Raw genomic sequence first — 14,934 nt, forward strand, 5'->3', positions numbered from 1 at the left:
CTAGCCTGCGGCCGGAACCTCGACCTTGTTCTTCATGCCATCCAGCACCTCGTCGCAGCGCGCGCAGGTGGCGGCGTGGTCGTGGTGGCCGACGTCGGGCAGGATCTTCCAGCAGCGCTGACATTTCTCGCCCTCGGCTTCCTCGAAGACGACGCCGATGCCGGGGACCTCGGGCAGGCGGAAGGCTTCGGCCGGGACAGGGTCAACAGTCAGGCTGATCGCGCTGGTGATGCAGACGTCGTCGAAATCGACCGAGCGAAGCGCCTTCAGCAGCGCGGCGTCTTCGACATGGACGACGGGCGCGGCCTCGAGGCTGGCGCCGATGGTCTTGTCAGCGCGCTTCACTTCCAGCGCGGCCGTCACGACCCGGCGGGCGCGGCGGATGGCGTCCCACTTGGCGGCCAGCGCCTCGTCGCGCCATGCGACGGGCGTCTCGGGGAAGTCGTGCAGGTGGACGCTGTCACCTTCGGACGGGAAGCGCGAGAGCCAGATGTCCTCGGTCGTGAAGGGCAGCATGGGCGCCAGCCACAGCGTCAGCCGGTGGAACAGCGCGTCCATGACGGTGCGGACGGCGCGGCGGCGCGGGCTGTCCGACGCGTCGCAGTAAAGCGCGTCCTTGCGGATGTCGAACCAGAAGGCCGACAGGTCCACCGTGGCAAAGTCGAACAGCGCCCGGAACACGCCCTGGAAGTCATAGGCTGTGTAGCCCTCGCGCACGCGGGCATCGAGTTCGGCCAGACGGTGCAGGACCCAGCGTTCCAGTTCCGGCATCTCGGCCGGCGCGATCCGTTCGGCATCCGAGAAACCAGCCAGCGCGCCCAGCATGAAGCGCATGGTGTTGCGCAGGCGGCGATAGGCGTCGGCGGTCCCTTTCAGGATCTCCTTCCCGATGCGCAGGTCGGCGGTATAGTCCGACTGCGCCACCCACAGGCGCAGGATGTCGGCGCCGTATTGCGCGATCACCTCCTGCGGGGCGACGGTGTTGCCCAGCGACTTGGACATCTTCATGCCCTTTTCGTCGAGCGTGAAGCCGTGGGTCAGAACCCCGCAATAGGGCGCGCGTCCTCGGGTCGCGCAGGCCTGCAGCAGCGAGGACTGGAACCAGCCGCGGTGCTGGTCCGTGCCCTCAAGATACAGGTCGGCGATGCCGTCGGGCGCGCCATCCGCGCGGTCGCGCAGCACAAAGGCATGGGTCGAGCCCGAGTCGAACCACACATCCAGCACGTCCGTGACCTGATCGTAGTCGTCGGGATTCACGATGCCGGACAGGAGCTGTTCCTTGAAACCGGAGCGATACCAAGCATCTGCCCCGTCCTTCTCGAAGACCTCGAGGATGCGCGCGTTGACCGTTTCGTTCCGCAGCAGGAAGTCGGCGTCGTCGGGCTTGGCGCCCCGCTTGGTGAAGCAGGTCAGCGGCACGCCCCAGGCGCGCTGGCGCGACAACACCCAGTCCGGGCGGTTCTCGACCATCGAGAAGATGCGGTTACGCCCTGTCTGAGGCGTCCACTGGACCAGCTGGTCGATCGAGGCCAGCGCACGGGCGCGGATCGTGTCGCCATGCTCGCCCATGCCATCGGCCAGCGGCTTGTCGATCGCCGCGAACCACTGGGGCGTGTTCCGGTAGATCAGCGGGGCCTTGGACCGCCAGGAATGCGGATAGGAGTGCTTCAGCTTGCCCTTGGCGAACAGCGCGCCCTGTCCGGCCAGCGCCTTGATGTTGCCGACGTTGGCAGGGCCTTCCTTGCCATCCGGCGTCAGGATCGCTTGGCCGCCGAAGACCGGCAGGTCGGCGCGATAGCTGCCGTCGGGCAGGACGTTGTAGGTCATGGGCAGGCCGTATTTCAGGCCCATCTGGTAGTCGTCCTCGCCATGGCTGGGCGCGGTGTGGACGAAGCCGGTGCCGGCGTCCTCGGTCACATGCTCGCCCGGCAGCAGGGGCACGTCATAGTCCCATTCGCCCGCGCCGCCTTCGATCCCGCGATAGGGATGGGCAAGGATCAGCGCGCCAAGCTCCTCGGCCGAAACATCGCGCAGGCGCTGCCATGCGTCCGCGTCCAGCTTTGCCGCCGTGAGGACTTCGGACGCCAGTTTGTCCGCCAGCAGGTAGGGGCCCGCCTTGTCGCCCGTGACCTGATACAGCCCGTAGGCGATGTCGGGGCCGAAGGCGACAGCACGGTTCTGCGGGATGGTCCAGGGCGTCGTCGTCCAGATCACCACCGAGGCGCCCAGCAGGTCCGTCCTCATGCAGCCGTCCAGCGGCGCGAAATCGCGTTGAGACGCCACGGGGAAGGCCACCCAGACCTGGTGGCTGGTGTGGTCGTGGTATTCGACCTCGGCCTCGGCCAGCGCGGTCTGTTCGACCGGCGACCACATCACGGGCTTGGACCCCTGATACAGCGAGCCGTTCATCAGAAGCTTCATGAACTCGCCCGCGATCACGGCCTCGGCGTGATAGTCCATGGTCAGGTAGGGGTCGTCCCACTTGCCGGTGATGCCGAGGCGCTTGAACTCCTCGCGCTGAATGTCCACCCAGCCCTCGGCGAAGCGGCGGCATTCCTGGCGGAACTCGACCACGTCCACGGCGTCCTTGTCGCGGCCCTGCTTTCGGTATTCCTCCTCGATCTTCCATTCGATCGGCAGGCCGTGGCAGTCCCAGCCGGGCACATAGCGCGAGTCGCGCCCCATCATCTGCTGGCTGCGGACGATGAAATCCTTCAGCACCTTGTTCAGCGCGTGGCCGATGTGCAGGTGGCCGTTGGCATAGGGAGGGCCGTCGTGCAGCACGAAGGGCTTGCGGTCCTGTCCTTCGCTGCGCAGCCGGTCATAGACGCCCAGGCGTTCCCAGCGCGCCAGCCACTCGGGCTCGCGCTGCGGAAGTCCCGCGCGCATGGGAAAGTCGGTCTCAGGAAGAAAGACGGTGTCGCGGTAGTCGGGGGTCTGGTCGGCGCTCATGGGGCGGAATCCTTGGGGCAATGCGGTCGGGCAGGCGTCATCCCGGCGGCGCGAAACCTCACGCCACCGGGCCGCTAATTCGGGATATCCGCGCCACAAAATGCATCAGCCGCGTTATAGGAACCGCGCCGCGCGGCGGCAAGCGCCCTGCGGAACCGCCGCCGCCTTGTCTTGCCCGCCCGGCTTTGCCACAAAGGGCCAAGCAGAGTGAGGCCCGTCGATGAAAGACCTTTCCGCCGCCGAGCGACGGCTGATCGCCGCCTTGGACCGCCTGGACGCCGTGGTCGAGAGCGCGACCCACCGCATGGCCACGATGCAGGCCCGGATGCCCGCGCCAAGACCCGCCGCAACTGCGCCGGCGCAGGGGGCGGACACGGGCCTTTCCCCGCAGATTGCCGCGCTGCACGATCGGCAGGCCGCGACGCTCGAGGCGATGCAGGCGCGGCTGGCCGAGGCGCATGAACGGCTCGCGGCGGCGGGCGGGCAGGCGGCGCGACTTGCCGCGGCGAATGACGAACTGGCGCAGGCCAACCGCGCGCTGATCGAGGCGACGGCCAGCCCCGAGGCTTGGGCCGAGCGCGGCGAGGCTGCGGCGATGGCTGCGCTTCAGGCCGAGGTCGAGGGGCTGCGGGCCGCGCGCGAGGCCGAGGTCGCTCAGATGGGCGAAATCCTCGACGCGCTGGACCGGATGCTGGGTGTGACCACGACTCCGCGCAGCCATTCCACCCGGACCTGGGTGCAGGCGGCCGGGGAGGGCGGGGGCGAGCCGCAGGCCCACTCCAAGCCGAACGGCGGGGAGGAGGCCGGATTGCCCGAGGACAGCTCTTCGGAGCCGATCCGCGAGCTGAGCGTCGTACGGGACGAGGACCCGCTGCCCGAGGATGAGCCTGTGCTGGATCTCGGGGCAGAGGACCAGCTGCCTCGCGCCGGTGCCACGCTCCCCAAGGCCGCCGACAGCGAAAAGGAACACCGCTGATGCCCGTCGTCGAGTTCACCATCGGCCACAAGCAGTATGAACTGTCCGCCCAGGAAGGCGAGGAGCGGCTGCTCAAGCGCGCCGCCGCCATGCTGGACACCGAAGCGCGCACGATCCTGGAACAGGCCGGACGGATGCCGGAACCGCGGCTGCTGCTGCTGGCAGGGCTGATGCTGGCCGACCGAACCTCAACGCTGGAGGACCGCCTGGCCTCGGCCGAGCGCGAATTGGGCCGGCTCAAGGCCAATCCGCCGCGTGTCGAGGTTCCGGTGATCCCGCCGCGGGTCGCCGAGGCGATGGCCGAATTGGCGGCGCGCGCCGAGTCGCTGGCTGACAAGGCGGAAGAATCTCTCTCTTCCTAAGCGCCTGCCGGGGCACAGGAAACCGCCGGACAGGACGCGGCGTTTCCCCCGGGAACGGACAGGGGGGACCGGCACATGGCATCGCGGGCGATCTGGAAGGGACAGCTTCGGCTGTCGCTGGTGTCGATCCCGGTCGAGATCCATGCCGCGACCAAGTCGGGCCGGCGCATCAGCTTCCGCCAGATCCACGGCCCCTCGGGCAAGCCGGTGAATTATGAGAAGGTTGTGCCCGGCATCGGCAAGGTCTCCTCGGACGAAATCCTCAAGGGCTATGCGCTGGGCGACAACGAATACCTGCTGATCCAGCCCGAGGAGATCGACGCGATCAAGCTCGAGACGAAGAAGACCTTCGAACTCGTGCAGTTCGTCGGCACCAACGAGATCTCTCCGCTCTACTACGACCAGCCCTATTACATCGTGCCTGCGGATGAACTGGCCGAAGATGCCTATCGCGTGGTCCGCGACGCGCTGCGCAAGTCGCAGAAGACGGGGCTCGGCCAGCTGACCCTGCACGGGCGCGAACACCTCTGCGCCGTGCGCCCCTGCGGCGACGGGCTGCTGATGGAGACGCTGTTCTACGCCGACGAGATCAAGGACGCCGAGCCCCTGTTCAACACCATCGAGGACGAGGAGGCCGACTCGGACCTGCTGACGGTGGCGACAGCCCTGATCGAGAAGAAGACCGCCCCCTTCGACGCCGCGGCCTTCCATGACAACTTCGACCGCGCGCTGCGGCAACTGATCGAGGACAAGCGCAAGGGCCGCGCGCCCCGCGTGACGGCCGGGGGCGACAAGCCCTCGTCGGACAATGTGGTGGACCTGATGCAGGCGCTGCGGGAAAGCCTGAAGGCCTCGGGCGGGAGCGCGCCCGAGAAGGAGGGCAAGCCTTCCTCTCGCGCAAAGTCCAAGTCCGAGGACGCGCCTGCGAAGGCCCGACGCCCCAGCCGCAAGGCCAGTTGATTGGCGCGGCTGGACGACTATCGCGCCCGGCGCGACCCCTCGGCCACGCCCGAGCCTTTTGACGCCGGCACGCCCTCGGGAGGCGCGCTGCGCTATTCGATGCAGAACCACGACGCCACGCGGCTGCACTGGGACCTGCGGCTGGAATGGGACGGCGTGCTGCTGAGTTGGGCCGTCACGCGCGGCCCCTCGCTTGATCCTGCGGAAAAGCGGCTGGCGGTCAGGACCGAGGATCACCCGATTCCCTATCTCACCTTCGAGGGCGTGATCCCCGGCGGCCAGTATGGCGCGGGCACGGTGATGCTGTGGGACCTAGGGCACTGGCGGCCCCTAGAAGACGCGGAGCACGGGCTTGCCAAGGGGCACCTGCGCTTTCAGCTTTACGGGCGGCGGCTGACGGGCATCTGGGATCTGGTGCGGATCAAGGGCAAGGCGTCCGAGCGGCGCGAGAACTGGCTGCTGGTCAAGGCCGAGGACGCGGCCGCTCACTGCCCTGACCCGGTGGAGCGCTACAGGACCAGCGTCTCGACCAACCGCAGCTTCGCCGAGATCACGGCCGACGTGCCTGCAAAGCCTTTCGGCCCCACCGATCCGCTGCCCTTGCCGGAATCGGCCGAGCCCATGCTCGCGCGGCTGGTCGAGGCGCCGCCCTCGGGCGAGGACTGGTTGCACGAGATCAAGATCGACGGCTATCGCGGGCTGGTCCATCTGGGGGAAGGAGGGCCGGTCATCCGCACCCGCAACGGGCTGGATTGGACGAGCCGCTTCGCCTCGCTGATCCCGGCGCTGGCGGAACTGCCGCCGCGATCCGCCCTGATCGACGGAGAGATCGTGGCGGGCGCGGGCGCCTTCGGCTTTTCCGCGCTGCAGGCGGCGATCACGGCCGGCGGGCCCTTTGGCTTCGTGGCCTTCGACCTGCTGGAACTGGAAGGCCGCGACCTGCGCGACCAGCCCTTGGTCGAGCGCCGCGCCTCGCTGGAGCGCCTGCTGGCGGGTGTCCCGCCCCTAGGGCTGGTGCAGCTGAGCGAGGCAGTGCCCGGCGATGGCGCGGCCGCCTTGGCGGCGATCTGCGCGGCGGGGGGCGAGGGGATCGTCAGCAAGCTCGCCCGCGCCCCCTATGTGCAGGGACGAGGCGACAGTTGGCGCAAGACGAAATGCGAACATCGTACGGCCATGACCGTGATCGGCTGGACGCCGTCGGAAAGCGCCGGGCGGCCCTTTGCCTCGCTGCTGCTGGCCAGTCCCGACGGGCCGGACGGCGCCCTGCGCTATCGGGGGCGCGTCGGCACCGGCTTCTCGGCGGAAACACAGGCGGAGCTTGCCGCGCTCATGCGCCCGTTGGTCCGCAAGACAGCCGCCACGCGCGTCCCGAAGGTGGAATCCCGCAGCGCAACCTGGGTCGAACCGCGTCTGGTCGCCGAAGTCCGCTATGCGGAAATGACGCGCGATGACATCCTGCGCCATGCGAGTTTTCTGGGATTGCGCGAGGACAAGATGGCGCCGACTTCGCCCACCCCCGTCATCCGTGTCGAGAAACCCACGGGCCGCAGCCTCAAGATCGCGGGCGTGACCATTACCAGCGCCGACCGCGTGGTCTTCCCCGAGGCGGGCGTGACCAAGGGCGACCTCGCCGCCTATTACGAGCGGATCGCGCCCCTGATGCTGCCTCACTGCGCCGACCGGCCTCTGGCGCTGGTGCGGCTGCCCGAAGGTATGGGGGGCGAGCGCTTCTTTCAGAAGCACGCGGGCAAGGGCTTTCCGGCCGAGATGCGCCAGACGCAGATCGAGGGCGAGGAGGAGCCCGCGATCTATGTCTCGACCCCCGCCGGCCTGGTCGCAGGCGCGCAGATGGGGGTGGTGGAATACCACATCCGGGGCACGCGGCGCGACCGCATGGACCGGCCCGACCGGCTGGTCTTCGACCTCGACCCCGACGAGGGGCTGGGCTTCGACGCGGTCAAGGCAGCGGCCTTCCAGTTCCGCGACCGGCTGGCGGCGCTGGGCCTGCCGACCTGGCCCATGGTGACGGGCGGCAAGGGTATCCATGTCGTGGCCGACCTGCGCCGAACGGCGACCTGGGAAACGGTCAAGCTGTTCGCCCGCACCTTCGCCCATCTGGTCGCGGCCGAGGAGCCTGACCGCTACGTCGCCACCATGTCCAAGGCCAAGCGCAGCGGAAAGATCTTCGTGGACTGGCTGAGGAACGAGGAACAAGCTACGGCGATTTCTCCGTTTTCCGTCCGCGCAAGGGCAGGGGCCCCGGTCGCCATGCCGCTGTCCTGGGAGGCGCTGGAGGGCGAAGGCTCGGCCAATGGTTATGACCTGCGGACAGCTGCCGAGCTTGCCGAAAGGGTGGCGCCCCAACGCGGGAAGCCGGTGTCGCTGGAGGCGGTGGCCCGGCGGCTGATCGAGGGCTAGGCTTCAGTTCCGGTCGGCCGAGTCCATCCAGATCGTCACCGGTCCGTCGTTGACCAGCGAGACCTTCATGTCGGCCCCGAACTCGCCCGTCTCGACGGGCAGCCCTTGGGCACGCAGCGCCGCGGCAAAGGCCAGATACAGCCGCTCGCCCTCGTCGGGCAGGGCGGCAGTGGAAAAGCCGGGGCGATTGCCGGTGCGGGTGTCGGCGGCCAGGGTGAACTGGCTGACGACCAGCGCAGCGCCGCCGATGTCCTGGACCGAGCGGTTCATCCGGCCCTGGTCGTCGCGGAAGATGCGCAGCCGCGCGACCCGGCCCGCCAAACGTTCGGCGGTGGCCTGGTCATCGCCGCCCATGGCGCAGACCAGCACAAGAAGGCCCGCGCCGATGCGGCCTGTCGGGCGGCCCTCGACCGTGACCTCGGCCTGCGACACGCGCTGGATCAGGACCCGCATGGCCGTCTCAGCGCAGCATGATGCCGAGAACGACAGCCATCAGCCCCAGCATCGAGGCCGCGAGCGCCGCCATGTTCACCGCCACCACCCGCTGCATGGTGGCCCGCATGGCGGCATCGTCCTGCCGCGCGCGCTTGGCCCGCGCGACGGCCGCGATGCACCAGACGATGCCCGCCAGTCCCAGCGCCGTCAGAGCCGCGCCGCCCCAGATCAGGATGTCGTGGATGGTCATGGCGCCCCCGTCAGTCCTCAAGCCCTGCCGGCCTAGCGGCGATTGCGCGTCCGGGCAAGACGGCCTATTGCAGCGCCTCATTCTCCGCCGGCGAAGGACAGCGACATGAGCGACGATCAGGCCTATGGCATCGCAGCCGGAGAGCTGCGCCAGTTCATCGAACAGTATGAACAGCTCGACGCCGAGAAGAAGGACGTGGCCGAGCGCCAGAAGGAACTGATGGCCGAGGCGAAGGCCCGGGGCTACGACACCAAGGTGATGCGCAGGATCGTGGCGCTGCGGAAGCGCGACAAGGACGATGTCGCCGAGGAAGAAGCGATCTTGGAAATGTACAAGAGCGCGCTGGGGATGGCCTGAGGGCATAGATGCTCGGGCAGCGGCCGGAGCGTCTGCCGAAGGGTTGGAGCCGGGGGTTTTCCACCCCCGCACCCCCGGAGGATATTTGAGCAAAGAAGAAAGCGGGCCTTGTGGCGGCTGCCAGTCGTGCCTTGCAAGGTCAGGTCCTTGGACTTGCCCGCGCCGGTCAGGGGCTGAGGAACTCGACCCCCGGCAGGGCGGCGATCAGGGCGACGTCCTCCTCGTAGGCGTCGGTGATCTCGTCCACCAGGTCCTGCGTCCAGCCCGGCGCGGTGATCTCCTGGCGGACGGCCTCGGGCCTAGCGTGGCGTCCCAGCATTTCGGCGAAGATCGCCCGGCGGGCGTCGACCGTCAGGCGGCCGGATTTCGTCAGCGCCTCCTTCAGCTCCGCCATGCCCTCGGGCGGCAGCAGGTCGCCCAGCACGGCGAGGCCTGATTTCAGTGGCACTTCGGCGGGCATCCGCGCGATGCGGCGCACCGCCTCGGGCCAGATCAGCGGCGTGTCCTCGTAGCACCAGACGATGACCCGGCGGCCCTGCATTGCCTCGACGATGCGCTGCATGGCGGGACCCCAGCGCAACTGGCGCGGGTCGCAGTTGCCCAGCACGCGCTCAAACGAGGGGTCGGGCATCCGCGAGACGAGATGCGGGATCTGCAGCGCCGGGTTCTGGATCGCCAGCGAGACCTCGACCTCGGCCGAGGGGAACAGCGCGGCCACCGCCCGCATCCGCGCGCCCGCCTGCGGGAAGAGGCCGCTGTCGGACAGGCAGCGCACCGGCGCCCCGATCAGCGAGGCCTGCGACAGCACCATCCGCTGGACGTTGTCGGCCTCGAGCAGGGCGTCGTAGATGACGTCCTCCATCTCGGGCGAGGCCTCGCCACCCTTGAGCGAACTCAGCGCCTCGTCCAGCACGCCCTTGTAGCGGCCGGGAGGCACGACCTCGACCCCGTTGGCCAGCAGCCAGTCGCGGTTTTCCATCAGCGTGCGGATCATCCGCTCGGGCTCGGTGCCGTGGGTGCCGAAATGGATGGCGACCTGCATGGGCCAGACCTCATCTTTGCTGCCGACCTGTCCCGTCGCCTTGTGTGCACACAGGGTCAAGGGGTTGCGAGGGAGGGGGGGCAGAAAAACTTGCAAGGGATGCGCGGCAGTCTAGTGCCGCGCTTGCGCCATCGTGGGCGTGCGCGTATCTGGAAGCGCAGGCCGGTTTAGCTCAGTGGTAGAGCGTCTGATTTGTAATCAGGGGGTCGGGGGTTCAAATCCCTCAACCGGCACCAGTCACCCGCCCCAGCTGCGTTCCACCAGCGACAGCCAGTTTCTCCAGGCGATCTTCTCGACCAGTTCACGGCCATAGCCATGGGCCAGCAGGGCATCGGTCAGCCGGGGCAGGGCTGCGGCGTCGGACAGGTCGGCGGGCATCACGGCTCCGTCGAAGTCCGAACCCAGCGCCACGCCGTCCTCGCCCAGGATTGCCAGCATGTGGTCGAGATGGCGCAGAAGGATGTCGAAGCCGCGGAACTGTTCACGGCGCCCATCGGGGGCCAGGAAGCCTGTGTTGAAGTTCAGGCCGACCACGCCGCCCGTGCCAGCGATCCGGCGCAACTGGCGGTCGGTCAGGTTGCGGGAGCTTTCGCAGATCGCATGGGCGCCTGAATGGGTCGCGACCAGCGGCGCGTCGGTCAGCCTGGCCACGTCGTCGCAGCCCTTCTCGTTCAGGTGCGACAGGTCGATGATGATTCGCAGCGCGTTGCATTCGCGGACCAGCGCCTTGCCCCGGTCGGTCAGCCCCTCGCCACGGTCCGGGGAAGACGGGAAGGCGAAGGGCACGCCGTGACCGTAGGCCGTCGGCCGTGACCAGACGAAGCCCATCGAGCGCAGGCCCATCGCGTGCCACAGGTGCAGCGCATCCAGATCGGCCAGCGGCTCGGCCCCCTCCATGTGCAGGATGGCAGCGACGTGGCCCGCGTCCATCGCCGCACGAATGTCGGCGGCGCTGCGGCAGACCGAAAGCGTGCCGGTCCGTTCCAGGGCAAACAGCGCCGAGGCCTGCGCGAAGGCCATCGGCAGGGCCTGGTCGCAGGCGACCTCGGGCGGAAGGGGCAGGTCGAAGGGCGGGTTTTCCTTCTGGCGCAGCAGTTCGGCCACGTCGCCGGTTTCAGCGTCGGGCACCCACATGGCGAAGAAGCCGCCGACCATGCCGCCCGCGCGCAGCCGGGGCAGGTCCATGTGGCCAGTGCCGTCCCCTTCGGTCCAGAGCCGACCGGCTTCGGGGCCTGCGGCCACCGCACGTTGCAGGAAGTCGTTGTGTCCGTCGAATACGGGGATCATGCGGGCCGGGTCCCAAGGCTGTGTCTGGCGGGGCACGAAGACCACCACGGCGGCAGGGATGCAAGCCGCGCCATGAGGATTGCCCCTTGGGCTTGCCCTGAAGGCGGGTGCATGCGACCCAAGGATGAGGGAGCTTGCAGCGGGGACGGCATGGCGGGACGCATCATCACCGTGGCGCAGCAGAAGGGCGGCTCGGGCAAGACGACGCTGACCGCGAATCTCGCCGTCGCCCTGCGGCGCAAGGGATTCACTGTCGCGGTGCTGGACACCGACCCGCAGGGCAGCCTCGGCCGCTGGTTCATGGAGCGGCTGCAGGCGGTGGGCGAGGACGGAGGGCTCGAGTTCTCGACCTCGTCGGCTTGGGGCGCGAGCTACGAGGGCGAAAAGCTCAAGCGGCGCTTCGACGTGGTGCTGATCGATACGCCGCCCAAGATCGAAAGCGATCTGCGCCCTGCGCTGCGCGTGGCCGACCTGGTGCTGGTCCCTGTCGCCTCAAGCCAGGTGGACCTGTGGGCGACCGAGGGCGTGCTGGACCTTGCCGCGCGCGAGAAGCGCCCCGTGATGATCGTCCTGAACCGGACACGCCCGAACACGCGCCTGGGCGCCGAGGTCGCGGCCGGGGCGGCCGCCTTGGGCGTGGACGTGGCCCGGGCGCAATTGGCCCATCGCGTGGCTTATGCCGAAAGCCTGGGGCGCGGCGGTGCGGTTGCCGAGGGTCCCTCCGGCCCCGGACGGGACGAGATCACCGCGCTTGCCGACGAGATCATGGCGCAGGCCGGCATCGAGGGCGCGGCGACCATCCGCTAGCTGTAGCGCCAGGGGCTGGTCAGCCCCGCCGCTTGCTGCGCTTGTTGCCGCCTCGCTGCCCGGCACGACCGGCAGTCGAGCGGCCCTGGGCACGGACGGCGGCCTCGGCCGCTTCCTCGACGGCTGTCTGCCGGGCCAGCGGGTCGTCGGACACGACCAGCTCGACCGCCTCCAGCCGCTTGACCTCGTCGCGCAGGCGGGCGGCTTCCTCGAACTCGAGGTTTTCGGCGGCCTTGCGCATCTGCGTGCGCAGCGCGTCCAGATGCGCCTGCAAGTTCGATCCGACCAAGGGCTTGTCCACCTTGGTCGTGATCCGCGACTGGTCGGTGTCGCCCTGCCACAGTCCGGCCAGCACGTCGTCCACGTTCTTGCGGACGGTCTGCGGAGTAATGCCATGCGCCTCGTTATAGGCCTGCTGCTTGGCGCGGCGGCGTTCCGTTTCGCGCATGGCGCGTTCCATGCTGCCGGTGATGCGGTCGGCATACATGATGACGCGGCCGTCGACATTCCGGGCAGCGCGGCCGATGGTCTGGATCAATGAGGTCTCTGATCGCAGAAAGCCCTCCTTGTCGGCGTCAAGGATCGCGACAAGGCCGCATTCAGGAATATCAAGGCCTTCGCGCAGCAAGTTGATGCCGACCAGGACATCATAGGCCCCCAGCCGCAGGTCGCGCAGGATCTCGATCCGCTCGATCGTGTCGATGTCGCTGTGCATGTAGCGGACGCGGATGCCCTGTTCGTGCAGGTATTCGGTAAGGTCCTCGGCCATGCGCTTGGTGAGCGTCGTGACCAGCGTGCGATAGCCCTGCTTCGAGACATGGCGCACCTCGTCCAGCAGGTCGTCCACCTGCGTTTCGACCGGGCGGATCTCGATCACCGGGTCCAGCAGGCCCGTCGGGCGGATCACCTGCTCGGTGAAGACGCCGCCGCTCTGGTCCAGTTCCCATTGGCCCGGCGTGGCTGACACGAAGACCGATTGCGGGCGCATGGCGTCCCATTCCTCGAACTTCAAGGGGCGGTTGTCCATGCAGGAAGGCAGGCGGAACCCGAACTCGGCCAGCGTGAACTTGCGCCGGAAGTCGCCTCGATACATGCCGCCGATCTGCGGCACGCTGACGTGGCTTTCGTCGGCGAAGACGATGGCATTGTCGGGGATGAACTCGAACAGCGTCGGCGGCGGCTCGCCCGGCGCACGGCCGGTCAGGTAGCGCGAGTAGTTCTCGATCCCGTTGCAGACGCCGGTCGCCTCGAGCATCTCGATGTCGAAGTTCGTGCGCTGTTCCAAACGCTGCGCTTCCAGCAGCTTGCCCTCATCGGTCAGCTGTTGAAGCCGTGCCTGAAGTTCGGAGCGTATCCCCTTGATCGCCTGCTGCAATGTCGGGCGGGGGGTGACGTAGTGGCTGTTGGCATAGATGCGGATCTGCTTGTAGTCGCCCTCACGTGCGCCGGTCAGGGGGTCGAACTCGATGATCGCCTCAAGCTCGTTTCCGAAGAAGCTGAACCGCCAGGCGCGGTCTTCCAGGTGGGCGGGCCAGACCTCGACCACATCGCCGCGCACCCGGAAGGCGCCGCGCTGGAAGGCCGTGTCCAGCCGCTTGTACTGCTGCGCCACCAGTTCGTTGATGAAGCCGCGCTGGTCGTAAGACTGCCCCACGATCATGTCCTGCGTCATGGCCGAGTAGGTCTCGACCGAGCCGATGCCGTAGATGCAGCTGACCGAGGCCACGATGATGACGTCGTCGCGTTCCAGCAGGGCGCGGGTCGCCGAGTGGCGCATCCGGTCGATGGCCTCGTTGATCTGCGATTCCTTCTCGATATAGGTGTCGCTGCGGGGGACGTAGGCCTCGGGCTGGTAGTAGTCGTAGTAGCTGACGAAGTACTCGACCGCGTTGTCGGGAAAGAAGCCCTTGAACTCGCCGTAAAGCTGCGCGGCCAGCGTCTTGTTGGGGGCGAGGATGATCGCCGGGCGCTGGGTTTCCTCGATCACCTTGGCCATGGTGTAGGTCTTGCCGGTGCCCGTTGCGCCCAGCAGCACCTGGTCCCGCTCGCCGTTCAGGACGCCCTGCGAAAGCTCGGCGATGGCGGTGGGCTGGTCGCCTGCGGGGGAAAACTCGCTTTGCATCACGAAGCGCTTGCCGCCTTCCAGCTTCGCCCGCCGCTGGGGCTGCAGCAGCATGGGCATCGGGGCGTTCGTGTTGTTGTGGGCCATGACGATCCTGGGGGTAGGGGCGATCACGGAACATGGGGCGAGGCCCTGTCCGCTTCAAGGCAGAGGGCCGCCCCGGAAGGCGGCCCCCGCGTGGTCCCGGCGCAGGCGTCAGCTTTCCAGTTCAAGCACCGCGCAGGCGATGCGGTCCCCCGCATTCCCCGAAGGCTGCGAGGTGTAATCGTCCACATCGGCATGGATGATCACGGCCGAGCCGTTGTCGTCCATGATCTGGTCCATCAGCACGCCCGGCAGGAAATATTCGGTATGCAGCGCGCCTGCGGCGCCCATGGTGATGTTGGGCAGGTCGCCGGGATGCGGGCCACTTGCCGAATGCACGCCATGTTCCTTGTCGCCCGGAAGATGGCCACCGGCGCTTTCGAAGGTCGGACCCTCGCAGACGCCGTTCTCGTGGATGTGGATCGCGCGCTGGGCACCTGCAGGCAAGGCGCCTTCGGCCACGTCGAGCACGAAATGCATCACGCCCGACTCGGTTTCCGTGACAAGAACGGTGCCCATGTCGCCGCCCTCGGCATTGCGCAGGACCCCGCCTGCCTGCCGAAGCTGGCCCGTGCCGGAGGCCGCTGCGCCCTGAGCCGCCGATCCCGAAGCCGCCTGGCCCGAGGCGCCCCCTGCCTGGCCCGAGGTGTCGTTTCCACCGGTGTCGGTTGTTGTCGCCCCTCCGGCGGATTGCCCGGCGGTGGTCGCGGCGGGCGAGGCGTTCTCGATCGGCGCGGCCTGCCCGGCTGCGGCATCGGCAGGCTGCGCCGTCTGCGCATGGCCTCCAAAGGGAACCAAGGCCAGTGCCGCGCCCAGCATCAGCACGCCAAGGGCTTGAGGATGAGGCAGGGCGCGGGTTTCTGCGCGGGAACGGGTCATCGA

At 68.3% G+C, this 14,934-nt stretch carries 13 protein-coding genes and 1 tRNA gene; 7 read left to right on the top strand and 7 right to left on the bottom strand.

The features are described from left to right. Nucleotides 1-2,952, bottom strand: a complete 2,952-nt coding sequence (gene ileS / locus ACFFII_RS16105; protein WP_377699882.1) for an isoleucine--tRNA ligase — start codon at nucleotides 2,950-2,952, stop codon at nucleotides 1-3. A 220-nt stretch (nucleotides 2,953-3,172) separates the two neighbouring features. Between ileS and ACFFII_RS16110 the strand changes: the two genes are divergently transcribed. The 4 genes from ACFFII_RS16110 to ligD all read left to right on the top strand — a co-directional run bounded on the left by ACFFII_RS16110 (nucleotide 3,173) and on the right by ligD (nucleotide 7,668). Then, nucleotides 3,173-3,928: a hypothetical protein gene (locus tag ACFFII_RS16110; protein ID WP_377699883.1), complete on the top strand. Its 756-nt coding sequence runs from the start codon at nucleotides 3,173-3,175 to the stop codon at nucleotides 3,926-3,928. Further along, nucleotides 3,928-4,290 (top strand): cell division protein ZapA, encoded by a 363-nt coding sequence (gene zapA, locus ACFFII_RS16115; protein ID WP_377699884.1) that lies wholly within the window; start codon nucleotides 3,928-3,930, stop codon nucleotides 4,288-4,290. Before ACFFII_RS16110 ends, zapA begins: the two co-directional genes overlap by 1 nt. 75 nt (nucleotides 4,291-4,365) lie before the next feature. Continuing rightward, nucleotides 4,366-5,250, top strand: a complete 885-nt coding sequence (ku, locus tag ACFFII_RS16120) for a non-homologous end joining protein Ku (protein WP_377699885.1) — start codon at nucleotides 4,366-4,368, stop codon at nucleotides 5,248-5,250. Further along, complete coding sequence (gene ligD / locus ACFFII_RS16125; RefSeq protein ID WP_377699886.1) at nucleotides 5,251-7,668, top strand: DNA ligase D; 2,418 nt, start codon at nucleotides 5,251-5,253, stop codon at nucleotides 7,666-7,668. It begins immediately after the preceding gene. Between the two features lie 3 nt (nucleotides 7,669-7,671). Here the strand turns inward: ligD and dtd are convergent, their stop codons facing one another. Beyond that, a complete protein-coding gene (gene dtd, locus ACFFII_RS16130) occupies nucleotides 7,672-8,121 on the bottom strand; it encodes a D-aminoacyl-tRNA deacylase (RefSeq protein WP_377699887.1) in 450 nt (149 codons plus the stop codon). 7 nt (nucleotides 8,122-8,128) lie between these two features. Further along, nucleotides 8,129-8,353, bottom strand: coding sequence for a hypothetical protein (locus ACFFII_RS16135; protein ID WP_377699888.1), 225 nt, complete (start codon nucleotides 8,351-8,353; stop codon nucleotides 8,129-8,131). Nucleotides 8,354-8,458: 105 nt separating this feature from the next. On the opposite strand from ACFFII_RS16135, the gene ACFFII_RS16140 reads away from it, so the two are divergent. Continuing rightward, nucleotides 8,459-8,710: a DUF2312 domain-containing protein gene (locus tag ACFFII_RS16140; RefSeq protein ID WP_377699889.1), complete on the top strand. Its 252-nt coding sequence runs from the start codon at nucleotides 8,459-8,461 to the stop codon at nucleotides 8,708-8,710. A gap of 166 nt (nucleotides 8,711-8,876) precedes the next feature. Here ACFFII_RS16140 and ACFFII_RS16145 read toward each other — a convergent pair whose 3' ends face one another. After that, nucleotides 8,877-9,752 carry a hypothetical protein gene (locus ACFFII_RS16145; RefSeq protein ID WP_377699890.1) on the bottom strand — a complete coding sequence of 292 codons (876 nt, stop codon included), beginning with the start codon at nucleotides 9,750-9,752 and terminating at the stop codon, nucleotides 8,877-8,879. Between the two features lie 161 nt (nucleotides 9,753-9,913). On the opposite strand from ACFFII_RS16145, the gene ACFFII_RS16150 reads away from it, so the two are divergent. Then, nucleotides 9,914-9,988, top strand: a tRNA-Thr gene (locus ACFFII_RS16150). Nucleotide 9,989: 1 nt separating this feature from the next. Here the strand turns inward: ACFFII_RS16150 and ACFFII_RS16155 are convergent. Then, entirely contained in the window at nucleotides 9,990-11,039 is a 1,050-nt protein-coding gene (locus tag ACFFII_RS16155) for a dipeptidase (protein ID WP_377699891.1), read from the bottom strand. Between the two features lie 150 nt (nucleotides 11,040-11,189). Between ACFFII_RS16155 and parA the strand changes: the two genes are divergently transcribed. After that, nucleotides 11,190-11,846 carry a ParA family partition ATPase gene (gene parA, locus ACFFII_RS16160; protein ID WP_377699892.1) on the top strand — a complete coding sequence of 219 codons (657 nt, stop codon included), beginning with the start codon at nucleotides 11,190-11,192 and terminating at the stop codon, nucleotides 11,844-11,846. 19 nt (nucleotides 11,847-11,865) lie between these two features. Here the strand turns inward: parA and uvrB are convergent, their stop codons facing one another. Together uvrB and ACFFII_RS16170 are read right to left on the bottom strand one after the other, a co-directional pair. Continuing rightward, nucleotides 11,866-14,055, bottom strand: coding sequence for an excinuclease ABC subunit UvrB (gene uvrB, locus ACFFII_RS16165; RefSeq protein ID WP_377699970.1), 2,190 nt, complete (start codon nucleotides 14,053-14,055; stop codon nucleotides 11,866-11,868). 108 nt (nucleotides 14,056-14,163) lie between these two features. Next, a complete protein-coding gene (locus ACFFII_RS16170; protein ID WP_377699893.1) occupies nucleotides 14,164-14,931 on the bottom strand; it encodes a superoxide dismutase family protein in 768 nt (255 codons plus the stop codon). Nucleotides 14,932-14,934 lie beyond the last annotated feature (3 nt).

It is taken from the genome of Paracoccus niistensis (genome assembly GCF_042432925.1).
In the GTDB taxonomy this organism is placed as follows: domain Bacteria; phylum Pseudomonadota; class Alphaproteobacteria; order Rhodobacterales; family Rhodobacteraceae; genus Paracoccus; species Paracoccus niistensis.